The sequence below is a fragment of the Bacillus cereus group sp. MYBK14-1 genome (genome assembly GCF_051916885.1).
GTDB lineage: Bacteria > Bacillota > Bacilli > Bacillales > Bacillaceae_G > Bacillus_A > Bacillus_A cereus.
Genome location: NZ_JBQAHM010000005.1, coordinates 1 through 26,566 on the forward strand (window position 1 = coordinate 1; position 26,566 = coordinate 26,566).

A 26,566-nucleotide genomic window follows, 5' to 3' on the forward strand; every position below is an offset into this window, starting at 1 on the left:
CTTTCTTGGCATGCTGTTGTCCCCCTTCAGTTTCCCTCCAAGGTAAACCAAGTGATACTAGGTCATGTAAGGTTAACCTAACGGCTTGCAATCACCGTTTTTCCTTGCCCCTTATGGGCGCACGAAATCACCATAACAATATGGATACCTAAAATTATTTTTATTTCCACCACAAGTATACATCGCTGGATTTTGATCAACTTTCATCTTAGAAAACTTTTTGGCTGAATCCTCCGAGTGTTGTTTAACTTCTTGACTAGCAACAAAATCAATATAACCTGGCCCCATATTATAGCTTTGAATAATTGTATCCATGCTAACATCCTTGTCCGTTCCATATTTATACATTTTAGCAAAGTGTTTTACCCCTTGTTCAATGCTCAAGCTTGTCTCTTGAATTTCATTTGGCTTTAATCCAAGTGATTCAGATGACTGCATAGGATCGTTTCCCTCACCTCTACTCTCTTGATACATAATTCCTAATAAAATTGGTGTTTTCTCTCCTAAATTATATTTTTCTAATTCTTTTTTTAAGGTAGACTCATATTGCAATACACGTTTTTCGGTGGCTTGCGCTTTATTTTGTTGAATATTGGTTTTATGATTAAAATATAGCATTCCAAGTATTATTACTAAGCCTAAAATACTAATAAGGAACACTTTTATAATTTGTTTTTTACTTGTATCCTTCATATATTCCTCCTCGTATAAAAAATTTAATTTTTCAAAGGTAATTGGTTATTTACAAACTATGTAATGAACATCTATCTCCCGCCCTTTTTAGACTCAAACATCAATACTTTAAGGTTTTAAGTTTAATATAAAAATTTAAAGATAAGGTAAAGATAAGATAAAGATAAAATAAAGGGTATTTTTTAGCGTACTTTAAAAGATATTGCTACAAAGGGATATATGGGACAACTTGTTGATATGAATGGATTTAGTGATAATTGAAAGGTTATTGTACAAGTTATTAATTATGGAGACATCATTCCAGAAGATTTAATCCATCTTTTCAATATGCTTTATATAAAAACCACAACATAACATATAATAAAAAACGGCGAACCTCCACCTAGGAGAATCCACCATCACAAATAATTGATTATTTCACACCTAGTTTTTTTGCTTTCTTAGGGATCCCGTCTTCCAGCACTTCCTCTCAAGCTGTTACACCTGGAATATGATGTGATTGCATTTGAAACAGGGCTTTGGGAAGCAGCAGCTGTTCAGCAAAATTTTGATAACTCAACCGCTACAGAAGCGATGAAACAATCCTTATACTCTGTATGGAAAACTGAAGAACTTGAACAATTATTTACCTATATGAAAGAACAAAAAGAAAAAGGAAAGCCACTCACATTAGCTGGTTTTGATATGAATTTGTTTTATAAATCTTCATTCCGCTCTTATGCAAAAGAATGGTTGCAAAAAGTAAATCCTGAAGTAAAGAGTGAATTTGATACAGCAGTGTCAGAGTTGATTGAACTGGATAGGTATTACAATAAAAATAAAACATATCCCTATGATCGGTTTAAAATGGAGATACAGCCTGTAATTAACAAGTTTGAAAAGGTTAGAATGTTTATTCAGAATCATAAATCTGAATTGATTCAAGTTACACCACATCCTACGTATGATGTGAAAGTCAGAGGTGGCATCTCCTCACCTAACCTGACAGACTATTCTTTTTATATCCGAGATCAAAAAATGGCACAAAACTTCGCATGGCTAACTGAAATGCAGTATGGAAACAAACTGGCCCCCTTTAACAAGTAATAATTTGTTCTGCACCCATGTTGATAATTCTTCTGGTAATCGGAATGTAACGGAACCATGTTGCTCTTTTATAATGACATAGGGATTGCGGAATTCTTCTTGAATGCCGATTCCAATCACTTGATACAATTTCCTGCACTGACTCGGAAACAATATATTTGGAATGTCTAATGATTCAATTTCATGAAAAGAATGACGGAATCTCACATCCATTGCAAATACCATCACACCAACTCCCAGCTATACGTAAAACACAATTAGTATACCGATGAGATCTATGTTACGTGCAGAAATCCCCGTTTTCTCCCCAGACTTATCTACAAGAATAAAAAAGGAATCACAAGATATGTTCCCTTTTCACTATTTGTTTTCTACACTTTTAATTCCAATATTTCTAGATGCTGAATAGATCCGCCCCCTGGCAGGTAGACATCTTCCTCCTTCAGCAGGTATACGGAACTTTCCGTTTCTACTAGTGATGGAAGATTGCGCACGCCAAATAATAATACTTTTCCCCTATTGCCCAAATGACGTGGGGTATGCATGGAAATCGTAAGGTTGTTTATGCATGTAATTGTTCCTGTTCTTAAACATTTTCGGGTATCTATTTTTATTATGTTTTGCTTTTGTAGTATTTCTTATTTTTATTGTTTGATTGTTATGACTGGCATTTGCTCGTTTTCGGAAATTTCACTGTAACCAAAATAAAGTAGAAAAAACAATAAAATAATTGTCCAAATAAATATAAACACTTTATAACTATACTTCATATGAAAAACCTCATTTTCCCTATATAAGTGAATGTACATACACCCTATAAATCTAATTACATAAATTATCGGATGTTTTAGTAGTAGAGAATCATTAAGTATTAGGAATTGTTATTCATAAACATATCCAAGAATTCTTCAAAAAAATATCATCTAGGCATTTTAACATTTCATCAAAATGCACAGATGATATTTTGTACGTTTAGCTTGGTAATGCTTTTTATGTAATGAATTCTTATCTCTATTTCACCTTAATGTTTATATGTACAAGAGTCTGTGTAGCAATTAGACTGTACTTTAAATATGTACTCAATTGTGTGTGGGAAAGGAAGCACATTTTATTTAAAGTGGTTACTTTAAAGCCCTTAATTAGTTGGTAGTCTTCTTCATTCAGACAAAAAGGAAATTTAAAGTGTGCACGTACTTTCAACTCAGACTTTTTACTACACACACTCCTATACACATAACAATATTTATAGTTTTTCGTAACATTACGGAAATAACAAGAAATAATACCGAAACATTTATGATATCTTGTAACAACTTAGTAACATAACTGTAACATAACGTGTATAATCGCACAATACTTTTTAACTGAAAATCAATAAATTTATGTAAGTACCCATAACGTATTACATATTGTTTGTGAAACCTTTTAATGAACAAGTATAAGTGGATGGCGGGAATTGAACCCACATCAGAGGTTCTGGAGGCCCCTGTTTTACCCTTAAATTATACCCCCTCGTGGTCGGAATGACAGGACTTGAACCCGCAGATCCACAATCTAGCAAGTCTAGCATTTCGCCACAAACTCCATAAAAATAGAAAAAGACCACCGAATGTACTCGATTGTCTTTTTGCCATGCATATCTGCACAAGAAGTGTATACTTCAAACCCTTTAATATTTTTAGCTATGAGCATACTTATAAAACTCTAAAAACTATTTGATAATCTTTTAGAATCTAACTTTCTTTTAATACTATTTGCTATTTCTTCAATATTTTCATTTAGAAAGAAATGATTACCTTCAAAAGAATGAAAAGTACACGTTTTACTTGTGTATCGTTCCCATTTTATTACTTGATCATATGTAGTAAATTCATCATTTTCCCCATTAAATATAAGAAAATCAATATCACATGGTTGTGTATTTTTGTCATGAATATACGTCTCAACGATTTTAAAATCTGCTCTTAGAATAGGGAGAAAGATCTCCATTAATTCTTCTGATTGCAGTACCCCAGATGGTGTACCTCCCATTGCAATAACTTCTCTTTTAAATTGCTCATTAGAAAGATTATGTCGGATATTTTTTATTTTACTATTTGGATGATTTCTACCGGACAAAACAAGAAATTCAGGCGATACGTTTTTAGAATCTTTTATTTTTCTGGCTACTTCATAGGCGATCAAACTTCCCATGCTATGCCCGAATAGAATGTAGGGCGAATCATCTATCTGCATAACTATTTTATTGTAGACATCATTTACTGCCTCTTCCATACTTTGGTACAAGTTTTCTTCAATTCTATATCCTCTACCAGCTAACTCTACCGAGACTACCTCAATATATGGATTAAAGTGATTTTTCCATTTTGCGTAACTAAACGCAGATCCCCCAGCATGTGGAAAGCAAAAAAGTTTAGTCTTCTGCATTGATTTTCTCCTTACTTTCAAATTTGTATATATTTTGGAAAATTGCATAAATGTCTTTAATTATTATCTCTTGCGGAAATTCATCCCTTGTTGCACAAGCAGATAACTTATAATTTGGATCAATGTTATATTGTTTAAAGTAAAAGTTTTTAGGTATATTCTTGTATGAAATTAAAGTTCGTGATTCTTTTTTTATAGAGAATGAATTTAATGGGGTATAAAGCCCTTTTCCAATCGTTTTTATATAGCTTTCTTTTAATGTCCATAAATCAAAAAAACAAATAATTTGTTCATCAGAATTCATATTAGATATATCATAAAATTCATCCGCTGAAAAAAATTCTTTTGCTAATTTAAGAGCCTCTATCTCTGAAATCTTTTCTATATCAATACCCACATTAAAATTAGCAGTAGTACAAACCACCCATTCTCCTGAATGTGACAGATTAAAATGAAAGTCAGAAAAATTTTCAACAAAAGGTTTTCCATACTCATTATATTTAAATCTAATTTCTTCATTATTAATTTTATACTTTTGGCAGATTAGAGATCGGATTAGTAAATCCCCTATCAGGGTCCTATTAACGTCGCATGAGTTTAATAAACGCTTTATTCGTTCTTTCTTCTCATTTGAAACCAAGTTACTAAGTTGCTTAAACAAATGACTTTCAATATTCTTTGGTATTTTCACAGCTTGAATGTGTATGATAAATCACTTCCTTTTTTAAAAGATGGCTTCATATATGTGCGTTACATAAATTCAAATTAACTTTATTAAATTGCAAATACAATAGAAAAGGTGCATATTTACATATCAATGAAAATATGCACCTTTCCTCAGTAATATCATCAAGCATTCGCTTCTATTACAAAGATTTCTATGTCTCTACCAATTACTTTTTACATTATCCTCTTAAAAAGTAATACTCTTGATATATTCATTATTGCCTACACTTTATTTGCAGTTATTGGGCTGCCCTTTTCGTTCATAGCGTTGCATCTTTTGCACTCTCTACTTTTCAGTTAATGAAAGGGATGTTTCTTTTATCTCTTCAAATTCATTTAATAGGTACTTAGCTATCTTTTCAACTGCGGGGAAGTCTACTATTTCCTCATGTGATCCAGGGACAGAATACTTATTTACTCTTCCTTTTAATAAAGGTCCCCAATCTGTAAACAACTCTTTTCCTTCCTCAGCACTAAAATAGAGAACTTCTCCAGAGTATGGTATTAAATCATGATCTGCCATTATGTTCAGGCATTTCCTATGAGCATTGATAACTTGCTTCAAATTCATAAGATCTGCATCAGGCGGGAGTACTCCTTCCATAAGTAATCGCTCTACAAGCATATCTTGTTCATGGAAGAGGCCTTCCCCCCGCTCAGTAAAATCTCTAGAAATGAAATGCTCATATATATATGAGAGCATATCCTCCGTTGTTTTATAGTCCTGCTCTGAAGGTACTTTCGTATCCATTAGTATCAACAACTCAACTTCCTCACCTTGATTCTTTAGTACAGTTGCGATTTCATAAGCAATCGCACCGCCTAAAGACCATCCTCCAAGACGATATGGACCTTCTGGCTGAACACGTTTGATTTCTTCAATGTAAAGTTGAATTACTTCCGGCAAGGTCAATTCATCAATTTCTCCCTTTTCTATAAGAGGATTCTGTAAACCATAAAATGAACAATGGTTCTTAAGTAATCTTGCTAGTTGAATGTAACAGAATACATTCCCCATAAACGGATGAACACAGAAGAAAGGTCTTTTCTCTGATTCTTGTAGTGGAACCAGCGCTGATACAGATTTTGTCATATCATGCTTATCACGAATAAGGCATGCGATTCCTTCCAATGTTGGATTCTTAATCAATGTAGACACCTTAATCTCTTTTCCAAACTTCTCCTTAATTTTTGAAATCAATTTAATTACAAGGAGAGAATGTCCCCCTCTATTAAAGAAATCATCATTTACATAGACATCTTCTATCTGTAACACATCCTGCCAGATTTTAATCAACTGATATTCAATTTCATCCCTTGGAATGATTGGTGTAGACAAATTATTTTCTCTTTGAATTGTTAAACTGTTCAATGCCTTTCGATCAACTTTTCCATTCGGTGTAAGAGGAATCTTGTCTACCTTTATAAAGTGTGCGGGAACCATATAATTCGGTACTTGTGTCTTGAGATATTCACGCCAGTCATGCATACTTCCATCTCCAACTACATAAGCAACCAATCTCTGCTCTCCTAGCTTATCCTCTGTCACCAAAACTACTGCTTCTTTTACCAATGGATGCCTCTCTATACTCGCTTCAATCTCTTCAAGTTCAATACGAAAGCCCCTAATTTTCACTTGATTATCAATTCTTCTCAAGTAATCTAAATTACCATCAGGTAAATAACGAACCAAATCTCCCGTACGATATAAATGCTCTTCTTCATTAAATGGATGACGGATGAATCGCTCTGTTGTTAATTCTGGACGATTCAAGTATCCTCGCGCTATACCTGCACCACCAATATATAGCTCACCTGTTACACCAACTGGAACAGGTAACAAATTTTTATCTAATACATAAGTTTGAACGTTCGGCAACGGACGTCCAATTGTAACTCTCTTACTATCTGTTTCGATATGATAACACGTTGCATCAACCGTACATTCTGTAGGACCGTATACGTTATAAAAATCAATTTTTTCAGTCTCTACTAGCTGTTTCCATAATGACGGCATGATTGCTTCACCACCGACCAATATCTTGCTTGGCACATGAACATCAGCACTTGTTTCTAGTAATCCTCCATCTATAAGTAATTGAAGTAATGAAGGTGTCATATCAAACATTTCCAATTTATTCTCCCTAATATAAGACACAAATCGTTCCGGATTAGTGCGAACTTCACTTGGGATAATATATAAACTTGAACCATACAGCAGCATTTGTAATTGCTGAATAGATACATCAAAGGCAATTGACGCATTCAAACCGACGCGCATATTACTAGGTATCTCATGTGAGAAAACTTCTTTTTGTAAACCATAGGATAGGTTTATTACAGAATGGTGCTGTACTAAAGCCCCCTTTGGATTCCCTGTCGAACCAGAAGTATAGATAACATACGCTAAGTTTTCCCCTGTTACCTCACATATTGGTGAAAGTTTGCTTTCTTGAGAAAGCATTGCTTGGTCCCTATCTAGGCAAACTGTCTTGATGTCTTTAGGTATCCATCCTAGTAATACCTCATTTGTAACTAACACTCTAATTCCCGTGTCTTCTAAAATATATTGCAGGCGGCTTTCCGGATTCGATGGATCTAATGGAACATAGGCTGCTCCAGCCTTCCAAATTCCCATGAGACCAACAACCATCTCAACTGAACGCTCAAAGCAAAGGCCAACTAATGACTCTGTCCCAATTCCACATTTCTGTAAATGATGGGCTAATTGATTAGCTCTTTCATTCAGCTCTCGATATGTTAGTTGCTGTTTTTCATCTACCACTGCCAACGCGTCAGGCGTACGATGTACTTGCTCTTCGAATAGTTGATGGATTGCATTCTCACGTGGATAGGATATAGTATTATTATTCCATTCTTCCAATAGCTTTCTTTGTTCAGCTTCCGTAATATATACTAGCTCCGATAGATTTTGATCAATGTTTTTGAGCATTTGCATTAACACTTGGTGTAAATGACCCAGCATTCGTTCAATGGTTACTCTATTAAACTTACTACGGTCATACATTAACTTTAACGATAACTGGATTCCTGGAACTACAGCTAACCCTAATGGGTAGTGGGTTTGTTCTACCCCTTCCAATTCACCAATTTCCAGATTTTCTGAAGACTCCTCTTTCACTGGATAATTTTCAAACACATATAAACTATTGAACAGCGGTATTCCTCTAGGAACTTCACTCCACCCCTGAATCTCTGTCAAAGAAGCATACTCATATTGTCTTCTTTCTATCTCTTCCTCTTGTATCTTCTGCAACCAATCTATTAATTTTATATCATCCATCAATTGAATTCGCGTCGGTGACGTTGTAATGAAAGGACCTACGATGTTTTCAACATCAATAATCTCCGTAGAACGCCCTGAGCTTGTTACACCAAAAACAATGTCATTTTCTCCACTATATCGGCTCATGAGATATGCCCATGCACCTTGAATTACTGTACTCAAAGTAAGTTTATTGCGTTTCGCCCATCCTTGTAACGCTTGAGTCTGCTCTTCTGATAAATACGTAACCTTCTCTGTGTAACCTTTTTCTTCCTCTTTACTTTCTAAGCCCAGCAAAGTTGGCGCAGTAAAACCTTTTAGCTTCTCTCTCCAGAATTGTTCCGCCTGCTCCTTATCTTGCTCTCTTAGCCATTGGATATATTTCTTATATGGTGAGGACTTAGGTAACTTCACAGCTTCTCCATTCATTCTCTTCTGATAGACTGTAAGTAATTCATTAAATACTAATGGTAAACTCCATCCATCCAGTAAAATATGGTGATGGGTCCAAACAATCCGATATTCTTCCTCACCTTCTTGAATGACTGTTACCCGCATCAATGGTGCTTCATCAAATTGGAAGGCTTGTTTTCGATCTAATGCCAAAAAGACTTTTCTTTTTTCCTCTATCTCTTCACTTGTCATTGTACGCCAGTCTTCTTTGTTCACTTTAAATGGGATATTTTCATACACCACTTGTACAGGTTCTTCAATTTCGTCCCATACAAATGCTGTACGAAAAATTTCATGCCGCTGAATTACAGATTTCCACGCCTGCTCAAATGTAGAAATATTCATTTTTCCTCGAATCATAAAACTCAATTGCACTATATACGGTGCAACATGTTCATCCCCTTGGTCATGCAATGTGTGGAAAATCATACCTTCTTGCAAAGGTGATAGTGGATATAAATCAGTAATCTGATTGTTCTTTCCGCGATGCATTTTGTTTAGTACATTTGTCAAACCTTCTTGGCTAAGATTAGCCATTGCAAAATCCGAAATGGTCAGTGCAGATTCTCTATCTGAAAATTGAATCAATGTACTCAGTTGATATAGCATATTCTGTGCAATACTTTGAATCGTTGATTTGGCAAATTGTCCAACATTGTATACCCAAGTGAACTGAAGTTTTCCATCCGTTACAACCCCAATTACATCAATTACATGCGATCGCTTGGAACCGGCAGCATGATCTAAACGCTTAAATTCGTTCTCCGGAATAAACATTGCATCGCTAGAAAACATTTGGTCAAATTGTCCAAGATAGTTAAAACTAATAGACGGTGTATATTGGGAGCTTAATGGCTCACACATTGTTGTGTTCATGTAACGCAACACCCCATAATCAACACCCTTATTAGGAATTTTGCGAACTTGTTCTTTAACTGCTTTTAATGCTGCAATTGGCGTATTAGCATTAGTAATATTTAAATGAACTGGGTAAATACTTGTAAACCATCCCACGGTTCTCGATAAATCAACATCTTCAATAATCTCTTCTCGACCATGTCCCTCTAAATCTACGCTTAATATCGGCTGCCCCGTACATGCTGCTGTAGCTTGTACCAATGCTGCTAATAATACTTCATTGATTTGGACACGGTGAGTGCTTAAAGTCTCTTGCAATAACATACGGGTCTCATTCTCGTTTAACACCACAGTAATTTCCTCAGTTACTGCGCTTACTGGATTACTTATAGTACCATCTACTGGCAGTATAACTACGTCTTGTTCAACCTGCTGCTCCCAGTAATGTAGCACTTCTTTTGATATTCCAGTTTGAGCGTAATGTTGTAATTTCTCCGACCATTCTTTAAAAGATGTACTCTTCATAGGTAATTGAATTTTTTGCCCTTGGACCGCTTGCGTATATGCTGTTTGCAAATCTTCCAATAAAATCCGCCAAGAAACACCATCCACGGCTAAGTGATGAATTGTCCAAAATAATCGACCAGTCTCCTCACCTTCATCAAAATACACCATTCTCATTAAAGGACCATCATGTAAATTCAATCTTTCTTGTGCAACATTAATCTCTTTTTGAATAACTTCATGCCAATCCGCTTCCGGCACTTCGTCTAATGAAATGACAGTCAGCATCAATTGTTCTTCAATTCCTTCATTCCACTGTTCCCAAGTCCCATTAGGTAAACGTTCATATCTTAAACGCAGGGCATCATGATGAAGTAGAAGGTTACGCGCTGCCTTTTCCAGTGATCCTATGTCCAATTTTTCTTTCGTTCTAAAGAACATGGATTGATTCCAATGATGTGGATTAGGATGATTTTGCGCAAAAAACATTTGCTGAATAGGTGTAAGTATCGTCTCTCCAGTTATAATTCCTTGTTCAGCTTGTACACCTTGTTCTTCTTTGACTACTTGCGCTAACTCAGCAATCGTTTGGTGTTCAAATAGTTGTTTTGGTGTCAACTGTAAACCAGCTTGCTTTGCGCGAGAGACAATCTGAATGCTAAGAATTGAATCTCCACCAATTTCAAAAAAGTTATCATAAATACCAATACGTTTTGAACCTAGCACACGTTCCCAAATGATAGAAAGCTTATGTTCACGTTCATTTCTTGGGGCTGCGTAGCCTTCTTGTATTCCTTGATAATCTGGTATAGGTAACGATTTCCGATCAACCTTTCCATTTATGGTTAGCGGTAATTCTTTCATTTCGACAAAGTAGGAAGGTATCATATGGATTGGCAGTTTTGTTTTAAGATACTCTCGCCATTCTTCTACACTACCTTCGCCCACTACATAAGCTACTAACCTCTTATCTCCCGACTGATTTTCCCTAACTATTACAACTACCTCTTTTACCAAGTCATGCTCTTGTAAAGTCGACTCAATCTCCCCAAGTTCGATTCGAAATCCTCTAATCTTCACTTGATTATCCATTCTTCCTAAGTAGTCTATATTACCATCAGGAAGATATCTCACAAGATCGCCTGTTCTATATAACCTCTCGCCTTCTTTGAATGGATGAGAAATAAATCGTTCGGATGTTAACTCTGGACGATTCAAGTACCCCTTTGCTAGACCTACTCCTCCGATATAAAGTTCCCCCATCACACCAACTGGAACTAGCAACCTATTACTATCTAATACATAAGTTTGGACGTTAGGCAATGGACGTCCAATTGTTACTCTCTTACTATCTTTTTTGATATGATAGCATGTTGCATCAACCGTACATTCTGTAGGTCCATATACATTATAAAACTGTATTTTATCAGTCTCTACTAGCTGTTCCCATAATGACGGCATAATTGCTTCACCACCAACCAGTACCTTACTTGGAGCATGAACGCCATCGCACGTTTCTAACAATCCGGCATCTATAAGTAATTGAAGCAATGAAGGTGTTATATCAAAGATTTCTAACTTGTTCTCCCTAATATAAGCTACAAACTGCTCCGGATCACTTCGTACTTCATTCGGAATAATATACAAACTTGAACCATAAAGCAGCATTTGTAATTGCTGGATAGATGCATCAAAGGCAATTGACGCATTTAAACCGACATGCATGTTAGATGGTATCTCATGTTCGAAAACCTCTTTTTGTAAACCATGCGACAAGTTTAGTACAGAATGATGCTGTATCAAGACACCCTTTGGGTTCCCCGTCGATCCCGAAGTATAGATAACATACGCTAGGTTTTCTCCTGTTACTTCACATTTTGGTGAAAGAATGCTTTCTTTTGAAATCATTGCCTGATCCCTATCTAGACAAACTATCTTGATTTCTTTAGGTATCCAGTCTTCCAATGACTCGTTCGTAACTAATACTTGAATTCCAGTGTCCTCCAAAATATATCGTAGACGACTCTCTGGATATGATGGGTCTAATGGAACATAGGCTGCTCCAGCCTTCCAAATCCCCATAATACTAACAATCATCTCAACTGAACGCTCAAAGCAAAGTCCAACCAATGATTCATTCCCAATCCCGCATTGCTGAAGATAGTGGGCCAATTGATTAGCTTTTTCATTCAGCTCTCGATACGTTAACTTCTGTTTTTCATCTACCACTGCTACCGCATCAGGTGTACGATTTACTTGCTCTTTAAACAGCTGATGAATCGTACTTTCCTGTGGATATGCTACAGCATCATTATTCCACTCCTCCAACTGTTTTTGCTGTAATCCTGACAATATAGGCAACTTAGCTAATGATTTATCAGGATTCTCCACGATTACATTCAACCAGTTCCCAAAATGTTCAGCCATGGATTCAATAGTTAAGTTGTCAAATAAATCAGTTCTATAAACAAAAGTAAGTAATAAACCCTCTTCCACTTCTGCAGCAGTTAAACTTAAATCAAACTTAGCGATAGGAGCATTACTTTCTATTACTTCTATATTTCTTCCATGTAGTTCTGGTAGCTTCTGTCCCGTATTTTGCAAAGTAAACATGGTTTGGAAAATCGGAGAATGGCTTGTATTTCGTTCAGGTTGGATAACCTCTACAATTTTCTCAAACGGAACATCTTGATACTCATACGCCTTCAATGCTTTTATCCTCACTTGAGACAACAACTCTTGAAATGCCGGTGCATTACTTAAATCAGCTCGATAAACCAATGTATTGACAAAGAAACCAATCAGCCCTTCAATTTCTCGATAATTTCGATTTGCAATTGGGCTGCCAACAATAATATCCGTTTGTCCCGTATAACGAGCAAGGAAACTTTGATACGATGCCAATAAGGTCATGAAAAGCGTTGCCCCTTCTTGACGACTTAGTTCGTTTAATTTATCCAGTAATGAGCGTGACAACAGCACATTATGAGTTAATCCATGGTGGGTTTGCACTGGCGGACGCGGACGATCCATTGGCAACATTAAGACTGGTAACTCACCAGATAATTCTTCCTTCCAATATGCAAGCTGTTGATTTAGTACTTCATCTTTCAACCATTCTCTTTGCCACTGAGCAAAATCTGCATATTGAACTGGTAGTGGTTCCAGCTCTGCTTGTTTTTCACCAATCGCATTCTCATAAAATGCCATCCATTCTTGAAGTAAGATTTCCATCGACCATCCATCTGAGATAATATGATGCATATTACACAGAAGAACCCATTCTTCTTCTGAAATTCTTATGAGTTTCCCACGGAACAATGGCCCTTGTTCTAAATCAAATGGAGATTCGACTTCAGTTTGAATCCATTGCTCCAACTTTCTTTCTCTCTCCTCTAATGAAAGCTTAGTTAGGTCCATTTGCGGAAGAGGACGGAAAATATAAGGTTGAATCTGCTGCACAGGATGACCTTCTTCTTCATGAAATACCGTCCGCAAAGATTCATGACGCTCTATTAACTGATTCCATCCCAACTCCAATCCCTCAGGTAACCAATTCCCTGTAAGGCGGCATGCCATTGGCATATTATAAAGTGCACTATTAGGTGCAAATTGATCAATAAACCATAAGCGCTGTTGGGCATAAGATAGTGGAATATTATTTCCGCGTTCCATCGGCACCAATGGTGGAATTTCTCGTTTTTCGCTCCCCTTACGTAACTGATCTATTCGTTTTGATAATGCCTCGACCGTTGAATATTCGAACAGTTCACGTACTGGCAATTTGATTTGAAAGACTTCCTGTAAACGTGAGACCACTTGTGTAGCAAGTAGAGAGTGACCACCAAGCTCAAAGAAAGAATCCTGAACACCAATTTCTTTTATTCCTAGCACTTGCCTCCACACTGAAGCGATAAGTTCTTCCAGCGGAGTTCGTGGGTATACAGTATTTTCGGCGGATTGTTCACTAAGTATAGGCAATGCCTTCAAATCAAGTTTTCCATTCGGTGTAAGTGGTAAAACTTCCATCTCAATAAAGTTTGTTGGAACCATGTAATTTGGTAAATGTGTTTGTAGATGTTCTCGCCATTCATGTACACTTCCTTCACCAACTACATAAGCTACTAATCTCTTGTCACCTTGATTATCCTCTCGTACCAATACAACTGCTTCTTTCACAGAAGAATGTGCCTGCAAAACAGCTTCTATTTCTCCCAATTCAATCCGGAAACCACGAATTTTCACTTGGTCATCTATACGGCCATGGAACTGGAGATTACCATCAGAAAGATAACTTGCTTTGTCTCCTGTATAATAGAGACGTTCTCCTGACTTGAAAGGATGTGGAATAAATTTTTCCTTTGTAAGATCCGGACGATTAGCATATCCACGTGCAAGATTCTTCCCTCCAATATAGAGATCTCCAATTACACCAATTGGTACTAGCTGAAGATGAGAATCTAACACATAAACTTCTGTATTCGCAATCGGTCGACCAATCGATGGCGTACCTGTTGTCACTCCTACAGGTACATAACAATCTGTGGTAACAACGGTATTTTCCGATGGCCCATACTGATTAATTACCGCAAAAGGAATATCGTTAGATGGATACTGCGTTAATTGATCCCCACCAGTAATGATAAAACGAAGATCCGTTTTATCTGGCCAAGATAATTTCAAGAGCCTTTCCAGAATAGGCGTAGGTGCAAAGCTAGCTGTTATTCGTGAATCAATGAGCCAGTCCCTTAGTGCTTCTGGATTAATTCTCAGTTCCTCTGTTGACAAGTAGAGTGCTGCGCCAGCAGTTAGATACGGCCAAATCTCCTGGACAGCCGAATCAAAAGCAACCCCTGCAATCTGAGTCGCACGATCCTCTGCTGAAATATGATAAACTTCCTGATGCCAAGAAACCATATTCATTAATGAGCGATATTCAACCATGACACCCTTCGGTTTTCCTGTAGAACCAGAGGTATAGACAATATAGGCTAAGTTCTCTGGATTTATTTGACGTGTAGGTGCGATTACGCTTTCCACCGTTAATTCTTCTAACCTCACCATTTCGACGTGTGCGAAATGTCCTTCTTGTCCTTCCGCCGTCACTACAAATTGAATTCCTGCATCTTCAATCATGTATTCTAACCTTGATTTTGGATACAACGGATCTAAAACGACATAAGCTCCACCAGCTTTTAAAATGCCCAGTAAACTTGCCATCAGCTCAGCTGACCTCGGAAGATAAACTCCTACCACTGACTCTGGGGCTACTCCCTTTCGTTGTAAAACATTTGCCAACTGATTTGCTTGTGTATCCAGTTCACCATAAGTCCACTGTTTTGTTTGGTCAACTACCGCAATCGCATCAGGACGCCTTGCTACTTGCTCCTCAAATCTGTCGCAAACAAGACCCTGATGAGACATTTCCATTACAGTGTCATTCCATGTTTCTAATAACAAAGTACGCTCGGGTTCTGATAGCATACTCAGGTCATGCAACGGATTTTGTGGACGATGAGAAACTTCATGTAGCCATTTCTCAAAGTGTCCTGCCATCCGTTCAATAGTAGTAGCATTGAATAAATCCTTATTATACTCAAAAGTAAAAAGTAACCCCTCTTCCGTCTCAGCTGCCATTACACTTAAATCAAACTTTGCAATTGGACTATGGCTTTCTATCATTTCAATACTTCTACTAGATAACACCGGAAACTCTTGTTTCATATTTTGCAAAATGAACATAGTCTGGAAGATTGGCGAATGACTTGTACTTCGCTCCGGTTGCACAACTTCTACAATTTTTTCAAATGGAATATCTTGATATTCATACGCCTTCAATGCCTTTTGACGAACCTGATACAGTACATCTTGAAATGTCGGTCTACCACTCAAATTAGCTCGATAAACCAGCGTGTTAACGAAGAAACCAATTAGTCCTTCAATTTCTCTATAATTCCGATTCGCAATTGGGCTTCCGACCAGAATATCTTCTTGTCCCGTATAACGAGATAGAAAACTTTGATATGCAGCTAAAAGCGTCATGAAGAGTGTAGCCCCTTCTTTTCGACTAAGTTCATTCAATTTATCATGTAGCGTGCTTGGCAGAACCAGAGTGTATATCGACCCGTGATGAGTTTGTATCGCGGGACGCGGGCGATCCATAGGAAGTTGGAGTACAGGAAGCTCCCCAGACAATTCTTCCCTCCAATATTGGAGTTGTTGATCAAGCACATCCTCCTTTAGCCATCCTTTTTGCCACTGAGCAAAGTCGGCATATTGAACCGGCAATGGTTCAAGTTCCGCTACCTTTCCATCCGTTGCTTTCTCATAAAATGCCATCCATTCTTCAAGTAGGATTCCCATTGACCATCCATCTGAAATGATATGATGTAGAGTACAAAGGAGTATCCATTCTTCCTCTCCCACGTGCAAAATACTTGCCCTGATTAATGGACCCTCTGTTAAATCAAATGGCACTTCTGTTTCTTGTTGAATTAAACGTTTAACTTCTTCTTGATCTTCAGAAGAAAGCATAGTTAAATCCGTTTTCGGAATTGATTGAAAAGCATACGGTTCAATTTGCTGTACGGGTTGACCGTTCACTTCGTGAAAGACCGTCCGCAGTGATTCATGACGTTCTATTAGTTGATTCCATCCCGTTTCCAATGCTTCAAGTAGCCAATTCCCTGTAAGGCGGCATACCATTGGTATATTGTAAAGGGCACTATTAGGTGTAAATTGATCAATGAACCATAAGCGTTGTTGGGCATAAGATAGTGGGATAGCTTCTCCTCGTTTCATTGGTATCAGCGGCGGAATCTCTCGTTTTTTATCTCCTTTACGTAACTGATCTAATCGCTTTGCCAGTGACTCCACCGTTGTATATTCAAATAGTTCACGTACTGGTAATTCAATTTGAAAAATTCCCTGTAAACGTGAAACTACTTGAGTAGCTAGTAGTGAATGACCACCGATTTCAAAAAAGGAATCCTGAACATTAATATTTTTTATTCCTAACACTTGGCTCCAAACGGAAACGATAAGCTCCTCCACTGGTGTTCGTGATGAAGTAATATCTTCACTTATGAACTGTTCTTCTAATTCCAGTAAGGCTTTCCGATTCACCTTACCATTTGGAGTGAGTGGCATACCTTCAATTTTGAAAAAGTATGCCGGAACCATATAATGTGGCAGTTGCTTCTTGAGATATTCACGCCACTCCCCAGTATCGCCTTCACCCACTACATAAGCTATTAACTGCTTATCTCCTGGTCGATCTTCCTTCACCAACACGACTGCCTCTTTTACAGATGAGTGATCATGTAAAGCTGCTTCAATTTCTCCCAATTCAATTCGGAATCCTCTAATTTTAACTTGGTTATCTATTCTTCCAATATATTCTAAGTTACGATCATTCATATATCTCACCAAGTCACCCGTTCGATATAATCGTTCCCCATCCTTAAAGGGATGCGGAATAAAACGTTCAGTAGTTAAATCCGGTCGATTGAAGTAGCCACGTGCTAATCCTACTCCTCCAAGGTAAAGTTCCCCTGCCACACCAATCGGGACGACTTGTTGATATTGATCTAACACATACAACTCTGTATTATCAATCGGACGACCAATCGGAATAAGCATTGGTTCTTTTTCTAAATCACAATCGTAATAAGTCACATCCACAGTTGCTTCAGTAGGACCATACAAGTTAATTAACTTTGTTTGCTGAACATTGTAAAAGATCCCCTTAAACCGGCGAACCTGCTCAGTGTTTAACGCTTCTCCACTAGTAAAAACTTGAATTAAAGACGATACATCCCTTTTCGAATTATATAGTTCCATATAATCTAAGAAAGTAGATAACATCGACGGAACAAAGTGCATGGTGGACACGCGATATCGTTCAATATACTCTTCAATCACCGCAGGATCTTTCTCTCCTCCTGGTGGAAGTAAACAAACACGTGCTCCTACAAATGACCACCAAAATAATTCCCATACAGAAACATCAAATGAAAACGGTGTCTTTTGTAGGATTGTATCCTCCCCGGACAATGGGTATTTTTTCTGCATCCACTGTAGGCGGTTGATAACGGAATGATGTTCAATCATTACCCCCTTTGGATTTCCCGTCGAACCCGAAGTGTATATAATATAGGCTAAGTTATTTGCTGTTACTCCACTTACCGGAGCTAAATTACTCTCTTTAGAAATCATCACTTGATCCCGGTCTAAACAAATTGCTTGAATATCTTTAGGTAACCAGTCCTGTAGTGCCTCTTTTGTTAACAGCACTTGAATTTGTGAATTCTCCAAAATATATCTCAGGCGGTTTTCAGGATAACTTGGGTCCAGTGGGACATAAGCCCCACCTGCCTTCAAAATCCCAAAGAGACCGATAATCATATCAGGAGAACGTTCAATACATATACCAACCAATGATTCAGGTCCGATACCTCGTTTTTGTAGAAAATGTGCCAATTGATTCGATTTTTCATTTAGTTCTTGATACGTTAGCTTTCCACCCTCATAAACTACCGCCACTGCATCAGGTGTCCGTGCAACTTGTTGCTCAAATAGCTCATGAATCATACAATCATGACCATAAACTACGTCCGTATCATTCCATTCTTCTAAGAGTTGTTTTTGCTCAGTATCCGATAACATTGACAGCTTTGTATATGATTCATCTGGATGATACGTGATTTCATTTAGCCAGTTCTCAAAATGTCCTGCCATACGTGCAATGGTACTACTATCAAATAAATCCGTGTTGTATTCAAATGAGACGAATAGACCTTCTTCCACTTCATAGGCAGTTAAGCTCAAATCAAATTTAGCAATAGACATATTACTTTCTACCATTTCAATACTTCTATCAGGCAAATCTAGTCGTTCTTGTTTTATATTCTGTAGCGTAAACATGGTCTGAAATATAGGGGAATGACTCATGCTTCGTTCAGGTTGCACAGCTTCTACCATTTTTTCAAATGGTATATCTTGATATTCGTAAGCTTTTAACGCCTTTTTCTTTGTTTGGTTCAATATCTCCCGAAAAGTAGGGGTGCCACTCAAATCTGATCGATAAACCAATGTATTAACAAAGAAACCAATTAATCCTTCTACTCCCTTATGGTTCCGATTTGCAATCGGGCTACCAACTAGAATATCTTTTTGTCCCGTATAACGAGCGAGAAAGCTCTGGTATGCGGCCATTAAAGTCATAAATAAAGTGGATCCTTCTTGTCGACTTATATCCTTCAATTGACTGAGCAATTTATAAGGAAAAATCACGTGATGCGCAGCCCCAGAGTAAGTCTGCTTAACCGGTCGAGGTCGATCCACTGGCAGTTGTAAGATAGGAAGCTCACCAGACAATTCTTCCTGCCAATACGTAAGCTGACGATTTAGCACATCACCTTGCAACCACTCCTTTTGCCACTTCGCAAAGTCTGCATATTGAATAGATAATGAACTTAATTTAGCAGGATTTCCGCCTGTTTCTTCTTCATAGAAAGCAAGGCATTCATTCATGAATATACCAATGGACCAAGCATCAGAAATAATATGATGCATCGTACACAGTAATAACCATTCATCCTTCTCTAATTGAACAAGCTGATTACGAATTAAAGGACCATTCATTAAATCAAATGGTTCTTGCGCTTCTCTCGCAATTAAACTATCTACCTCTTTTTCTTTTACTTCTAGAGGAAGTTGAGAGTAATCCCTTACAGGTAATGCGCTAGGAAGGAATTCGACAATTTGTTGCACAGGCTGTTCTCCTATTTCTTTAAAAACAGTTCGTAATGATTCATGACGTTCAATGAGTCGATTGAATCCCTTCTCTAATGCTTCAGGTATCCAATTTCCTTTTAGATGCCATACTGTTGGAATATTATATAAAGAACTGTTTGGGTTAAATCTGTCCATAAACCACAAACGTTGTTGTGCATAAGACAACGGGAGTGCTTCTTTATTCTCCTTTTTTTGCATTTGCTTCTGAAGCCATGCTCTCTTCTCAGGAGAAAGTGAACTCAGCTTTGCAAGTAAATCACTTCTCATTTTTTTACCCCTTCCTCAATCAAATTACTCTCGAATATCCCTTGTGCTTCTTCCTCTGATAGCTCCTCTAATTGCTTAAGTAGTTCCAATAATTCTTCATCATTACTCACTTCTGCTTCTTTTTGAACATAGTCTTGAAGACTTACATTCTCCTTACTATCATTCTGCATTTCTTGATTTTTGTTATCGAGCAATTGATCAATCTGTTCTGCCAATTGCTGCACCGTATGAAACATAAATAAATCATGCAATGGTATCTCGATTCCAAAAGCCTCTTTAAGATTGGAAACAGCTTGCGTAGCAAGTAATGAATGTCCACCAATTTCAAAAAACGAATCCTGAATTCCGATGTTTTCCATACCTAAAACTTCATGCCATATCGAAACAATTGTTTTTTCCGTAGACGTACGAGGAGCAATATAACAACTCGCTATCTCCTGCTTCTCTGGTGCTGGTAAAGCCTTCCTATCAATTTTCCCATTAGGAGTGAGTGGAAATGCATTTAATCCAACAAAATAGGATGGAATCATATAATTTGGTAGTTGATCCTTGAGATAATCACGCCACTTTTGAGCATCCCCGTCTCCTACAACATAGGCGATCAAACGTGGATCGCCAGGATAATCTTCCCGCACCATTACAATAGCTTCGTTAACTAATATATGCCTTTGTAATGCCGCTTCAATTTCTCCTAGTTCAATCCGGAACCCACGAATTTTTACTTGATGATCAATTCGTCCAACATACTCCAAATTTCCATCTGGTAAATACCTTACTAGATCTCCAGTCCGGTATACTCGCTCTCCTTCTTTAAACGGATGCGATATAAAAAGATTTTGCGTTAAGTCAGGGCGGTTTAAATATCCACGTGCTAACCCTGATCCACCAATGTATAGCTCACCAACTACACCAATTGGAACCATTTTTTGTTCGGCACTTAGTACATATACTTCTGTATTGAATATTGGTTTACCAATTGGTGGTACCCTATACATGACACCCTTTTCTAATTCCATATACGTGGAATACGTAGTATCTTCGGACGGTCCATATAGGTTGTACACCTTTTCGATTGTACTTCTCTCGTATAAATCTTGAACAAGCGAATATGGCAATGGTTCTCCAGCCAAATTCATCACCTTTACCGAAGAAGGGATTGTTTTTACTCGAACCAGTTCCTTCGCTACCGATGGCACAGTATTAACCAAAGTTACACCTTTGGTAGACAACTTCTCTAGATGTAGAGCATTTTCAGTGACAATCACCTTACCACCCATCGTTAAGGGAACAAATACTTCAAAAACGGATAAATCAAAAGATAGCGAAGTTGAAGCTAACACTCCCGCTAATTCCTTTCGGGAATACGTATGATGCGCCCAATGAATCATTGTTACTGTATTCCTGTGCTCAATCATTACTCCCTTTGGATTTCCAGTGGAACCTGAAGTATAGATAATATAGGCTAAGTTATCGCCCGTCACTTCACTCGTACATACCGTAGTTACTTCTTGTTCTATTTCTGCTCGATTACTATCAATACAAATCACGTTGACGAGTTTAGGTATAACCATTTTTTGTTGTAACTTTTCCTGTGTCACCAGTACCTTTATTTGAGCATCTTCTAAAATGTACTGTAGTCGACTTTCCGGATACACTGGATCAATTGGGACATATGCTCCTCCCGCCTTCATAATTCCTAAGAGACCGACAATCATCTCAGATGAACGTGTGACGCAAATCCCAACTAATGATTCGCATGTTACACCATTTTTTTGTAAATAATGTGCCAACTGATTCGAGCGTTCGTCCAACTCTCGATATGTTAGTTCTTCATCTTCGCACACTACTGCAATTGCTTCTGGTGTTTTTTTCACCTGTTCTTCAAACATTGTATGAATCGTACTTTCTTCCATATCTATAACACGCGATTTATTCCATTCCTCTAGTAGTTGCTTATATTCTACTTTCGATAACATATTCAGTTCTGATAATACACCTTTTGGATGAGAGACAATTTGATTTAACCAATGCTCAAAATGACTTGCCATACGCTCAATGGTTGTATCATTAAACAAATCAGTATTATATTCAAAGGTTAGTGATAATCCTTCTTCCGTCTCAGAAGCAAATAAACTCAAATCAAATTTGGCAACAGAAGCATGGCTTTCCATGAGTTCCATTTGTCTTTCAGATAGCTGAAGAAACTCTTGTTTCGTATTCTGTAAAGTAAACATAGTTTGGAATATTGGTGAATGACTTGTATTCCGTTCAGGTTTTACGGATTCTACCACTTTCTCAAATGGGATGTCCTGATACTCGTATGCTTTTAGCGCTTTTTTTCTTACCTGCGACAAAAGTTCTTGGAACGTCGGATTTTCACTGAAATCAGCTCGATAAACCAACGTATTTGCAAAGAATCCAATTAATCCCTCAATCTCTTTCACATTTCGATTAGCGATTGGGCTTCCAACTATAATGTCGTCCTGTCCTGTATAACGAGAAAGGAAGCTTTGATACGCTGCCATCAATGTCATAAATAAAGTGCATCCTTCTTGCAGACTTAAATCTTTGAGCTTTTCCTGTAGGGAATTCGCCACTATTAAGGACTGACTTGCACCACGATGGGTTTGAACTGCAGGTCGAGGACGATCCATCGGTAATTGTAAAACCGGTAGTTCCCCAGATAATTCTTCCTTCCAATATTGAAGGTGCTGATTCAAATTTTCTTCTTTTTGCCATTCCTTCTGCCACATGACAAAATCTGCATATTGGATAGATAACTCCTTCAATTCCGCCGGTTTGCCGCTTAATGCTCCTTCATAAAAAGCCATCCATTCTTCAAGTAAGATTCCCATTGACCATCCATCTGAAATAATATGATGCATCGTACAAATGAGAATCCATTCTTCCCTGTCCACTTTCAATATTCGTGTTCGAATCAGAGGATCTTGTCCAAAATGAAATGGTTCCTCAGCTTCGTTTTGAATGAGCCGTTTCATTTCTCTTTCCCTATCTTCCAAAGAGAGATCTGTTAGATTCGTTTGAGGAATATGTCTGAATACATGAGATTGAACTTGTTGAAAAGGTTCACCCTCTTGTTCTAGAATTATCGTCCTTAATGATTCATGACGCTCCAACAATTGATTCCATCCGGCCTCCAATGCTTCAATTGACCATTCACCTGTTAAGCGACACGCTGCATGAATATTGTACATAGCACTATTTGGCATTAATTGATCAATAAACCATAGACGTTTCTGCGCATAGGAAAGTGGGATAATTTCTTCTCGTTTCATAGGTACAAGGGGAGCAACCTCTCGTTTTTTATCTTCTTTTCGTAACTGATCCACCCGTTTCGCCAATGCTTCCACTGTATCGTGCTTGAAAAGTTCACGTAATGGAATTTTAATTTGGAACAGTTCTTGCAATCGAGAGACAATTTGAGTAGCAAGTAGTGAGTGCCCACCACGTTCAAAGAAGGAATCCTGAATACTAATATTTTCTATCCCTAACACTTGACCCCAAACCGAGGCAATAAGCTCTTCCGATGGCGTCCGAGGTAGCACATTTAAATCTTCAATAACTTGCTCATCAGGTGCTGGCAAGGCCTTTCGGTCAATTTTCCCATTTGGAGTAAGCGGGAAGTGTTCTAACTCTATAAAGTGCGCTGGAATCATATGAGTCGGTAATTGTTTTTGTAAATACTCTCTCCACTCCTCGGTATTTCCATCGCTTATTACATATGCAACCAATCGTTGATCACCTGGACGATCTTCTCTAACTAATACGACAGCCTCTTTAATAAACGAACATTTTTCTAAAGTCGCTTCAATTTCTCCTAATTCAATCCTAAAACCACGCATTTTGACTTGGTGGTCCATTCTACCTATAAATTCTAAATTTCCATCAGTTAGATATCTTACTGAATCTCCTGTTCGATATAGTCGTTCCCCAAATCGATATGGATGCGAAACGAATTTTTCAGCAGTAAGATTCGGACGATTTAAGTATCCACGTGCCAAACCAGCACCACCAATATATAACTCACCCTCAATTCCTATTGATTGCAAGCGTTGATTTTGGTCTAATACATATAATTGCGTGTTCTGTATTGGCTGCCCAATAGAAACAAATTCTTGATTAGGCTGAATATCAAATGCATTCACATAAATAGTGGCTTCAGTTGGTCCATAAAAGTTGGTTAATTTCACTTGTCCACTATAATTCCATTTCTGTTGAAATCGTCTAACTAACCCTGAACTTAGTTCTTCTCCACCAGAAAATACATGGCGTACGGACGAACAATTCATGTTCATTTCAATATGATTGAAGTGATCTAAGAAAACAGATAACATCGAAGGTACAAATTGAACTATAGTAACCTGATGTTGTTTAATCACTTCAGCTATAATAGAAGGATCTTTTTCTCCACCTGGAGGTAGGAAAGATACACTTGCACCAACGTGAATGCCCCAAAACAATTCCCAAACAGAGACATCAAATGAGAATGGCGTTTTCTGCAAGACCACATCCTTTTCAGAGAGCGGATGTTTATGTTGCATCCATTCTAGATAATTAATTACTGAATGATGCTCAATCATTACTCCCTTTGGATTCCCTGTAGATCCTGAAGTATACATAACATACGCTAAATTTTCTCCTGTTACACTACTTATACATGGGGTTGTTTCTTCTTTTTCAATTGCAGTGTAATCTTTATTCATACAAATCGTTTCAATATTTTCAGATACAAACAAATTTTTAGAATTCTCTTCCGTCACTAGTACTTCGATTCCAGCATCCTCTAATATATATCGAAGTCGACTCTCTGGATAAGTAGGGTCAAGTGGAACATACGCTGCTCCTGATTTTAGAATACCTAATAACGCTATCATCATTTGTAATGAACGTTCCATATATACCCCAACTAGAGACTCTGGGCCTACACCATGCTTTTGTAAATAATGAGCTAGCTGATTTGCACGCTTCTCCAACTCTTTATAGGTAATTTGTTCATTTTCGTAACTAGCCGCGATTGCTTCCGGTGTTTTTTTAACTTGCTCCTCAAACATCGTATGAATCATGCCTTCAGCCGAATAATTAACTTGAGTATGATTCCATTCCTCTAGTAACCGCATCTGTTCTTCTTCTGTTAAATGAGTAATTTCAAATAGTTTTGAATCTAGGCTCTTCGTCATCTGAATTAATATTTGCAATAAGTGATTCTGAATCCGATTTATTGTTTCTTCATTAAAATAGCTTCGATCATACATCAACTTTAAAGTAATTTTCTTACCGGGCATTACAATGAGTGTTAAAGGATAATTTGTTTGTTCCGTGCTTGTAACATCTAGTAATCTTAAATCATCATTTCTCTCACCTTGAATTGGATAATTTTCAAATACATACAAGGTATGAAATAAGGAGCTATTTCGCGGAACCTCACTCCAGCCTTGAATATCTATCAACGAATTATACTCATACTGTCTTCGTTCCATTTCTTTCATTTGTATTTTACGAAGCCAATCTACTACTGATGTATTATCCGTTAATCGAATTCTGGTAGGTAATGTGTTAATAAATAGCCCCACCATATTCTCTGCTCCTATTAAATCAGTAGGACGTCCAGCGCTAGTTACGCCAAATACGACGTCACTGTCACCGCTATACCTACTCATCAAATAAGCCCATGCACCTTGTACTAACGTATTCAACGTTAATCGACTATTTCGTACCCACTCTTGTAAATTCTCAGTAAGTTCCTCAGATACTTGATAAGCAAACTCCCCATAACCCTTCTCTTGTCCTTGATCCTTTCTTTCCATTGCTAATGGAGTAGGTGCATAGAACCCTTTTAATTCTTCTTTCCAAAATTCCTCTGCTTGACTTTGATCTTGTTTATTTATCCATTGGATATATTTTTTATAAGGAAGAGATTTAGGAAGATTCAACAATTCTCCCTTTATCATCTTGAGATAAACTTCCATCACTTCACTAAAGACCAATGACACACTCCATCCATCTAGCAAAATATGATGATGTGTCCAAATAATTCTCGTTTCCCCTTCTGCTTCTTTAATCGCAGTGACTCTCATCAATGGTGCTTCATCCAATAAAAACCCTTTGCTACGATCTGCAGTCAAAAACTGGTGTAATTTCTTCTCCTTCTCCTCATGCGAATGGGTACTCCAATCCTCTTGATGAATAGTAAAAGGAAGACGTTCGTAAACTGCTTGTAGAGGTTTTTCTACTTCCTCCCAAACAAATACTGAGCGCAGAACCTCATGTCGTTGAATAACATATTCCCAAGCTTTTTCAAAAGTAGCAACATCCAATTGCCCCCCGAGCAAGAAACCTACTTGTACAATATAGGAAAAAGAATATTCATCATCTTGATCGTATAAAGTATGAAACAGTATTCCTTTTTGCAAAGGTGATAAACCATATATATCAATAACGTCTCCCATT

At 37.5% G+C, this 26,566-nt stretch carries 7 protein-coding genes and 1 pseudogene; 2 read left to right on the forward strand and 6 right to left on the reverse strand.

Annotation, left to right across the window (positions count from 1 at the left end; translation table 11 throughout):
- Window positions 1-111 precede the first annotated feature (111 nt).
- Window positions 112-693 (reverse strand): lysozyme family protein, encoded by a 582-nt coding sequence (locus ACTFR3_RS14970; RefSeq protein ID WP_060852128.1) that lies wholly within the window; start codon window positions 691-693, stop codon window positions 112-114.
- A 213-nt stretch (window positions 694-906) separates the two neighbouring features.
- Here ACTFR3_RS14970 and ACTFR3_RS14975 point away from each other — a divergent pair.
- Window positions 907-1,029: pseudogene (locus ACTFR3_RS14975) on the forward strand (vancomycin resistance histidine kinase VanS); the annotation flags it as partial.
- A 159-nt stretch (window positions 1,030-1,188) separates the two neighbouring features.
- The gene (locus ACTFR3_RS14980) at window positions 1,189-1,779 is read left to right on the forward strand and encodes an erythromycin esterase family protein (protein WP_002183587.1); all 591 of its coding nucleotides are present in this window, start codon (window positions 1,189-1,191) and stop codon (window positions 1,777-1,779) included.
- Here the strand turns inward: ACTFR3_RS14980 and ACTFR3_RS14985 are convergent.
- From ACTFR3_RS14985 to ACTFR3_RS15005, 5 genes are all read right to left on the reverse strand, one after another.
- On the reverse strand, window positions 1,732-2,004 hold the full coding sequence (locus ACTFR3_RS14985) for a hypothetical protein (RefSeq protein ID WP_002164541.1): 273 nt from the start codon (window positions 2,002-2,004) through the stop codon (window positions 1,732-1,734). The genes ACTFR3_RS14980 and ACTFR3_RS14985 overlap by 48 nt on opposite strands.
- A 1,479-nt stretch (window positions 2,005-3,483) precedes the next feature.
- Complete coding sequence (locus ACTFR3_RS14990) at window positions 3,484-4,206, reverse strand: thioesterase II family protein (RefSeq protein WP_440044520.1); 723 nt, start codon at window positions 4,204-4,206, stop codon at window positions 3,484-3,486.
- Window positions 4,193-4,897 (reverse strand): 4'-phosphopantetheinyl transferase family protein, encoded by a 705-nt coding sequence (locus ACTFR3_RS14995; RefSeq protein WP_440043811.1) that lies wholly within the window; start codon window positions 4,895-4,897, stop codon window positions 4,193-4,195. Before ACTFR3_RS14995 ends, ACTFR3_RS14990 begins: the two co-directional genes overlap by 14 nt.
- Window positions 4,898-5,218: 321 nt before the next feature.
- Entirely contained in the window at window positions 5,219-20,098 is a 14,880-nt protein-coding gene (locus tag ACTFR3_RS15000; RefSeq protein WP_440044521.1) for a non-ribosomal peptide synthase/polyketide synthase, read from the reverse strand.
- Window positions 20,095-26,565 carry an amino acid adenylation domain-containing protein gene (locus ACTFR3_RS15005; RefSeq protein WP_440044522.1) on the reverse strand — a complete coding sequence of 2,157 codons (6,471 nt, stop codon included), beginning with the start codon at window positions 26,563-26,565 and terminating at the stop codon, window positions 20,095-20,097. The genes ACTFR3_RS15000 and ACTFR3_RS15005 overlap by 4 nt, the downstream gene beginning before the upstream one ends.
- Window position 26,566 lies beyond the last annotated feature (1 nt).

Excerpts from the sequence above, each read along its gene's own strand:
- ACTFR3_RS14970 (WP_060852128.1), bottom strand. The coding sequence starts at position 693 with ATGAAGGATACAAGTAAAAAACAAATTATAAAAGTGTTCCTTATTAGT.
- ACTFR3_RS14990 (WP_440044520.1), bottom strand. The coding sequence starts at position 4,206 with ATGCAGAAGACTAAACTTTTTTGCTTTCCACATGCTGGGGGATCTGCG.
- ACTFR3_RS15000 (WP_440044521.1), bottom strand. The coding sequence starts at position 20,098 with ATGAGAAGTGATTTACTTGCAAAGCTGAGTTCACTTTCTCCTGAGAAG.
- ACTFR3_RS15005 (WP_440044522.1), bottom strand. The coding sequence starts at position 26,565 with ATGGGAGACGTTATTGATATATATGGTTTATCACCTTTGCAAAAAGGA.
- ACTFR3_RS14985 (WP_002164541.1), bottom strand. The coding sequence starts at position 2,004 with ATGGTATTTGCAATGGATGTGAGATTCCGTCATTCTTTTCATGAAATT.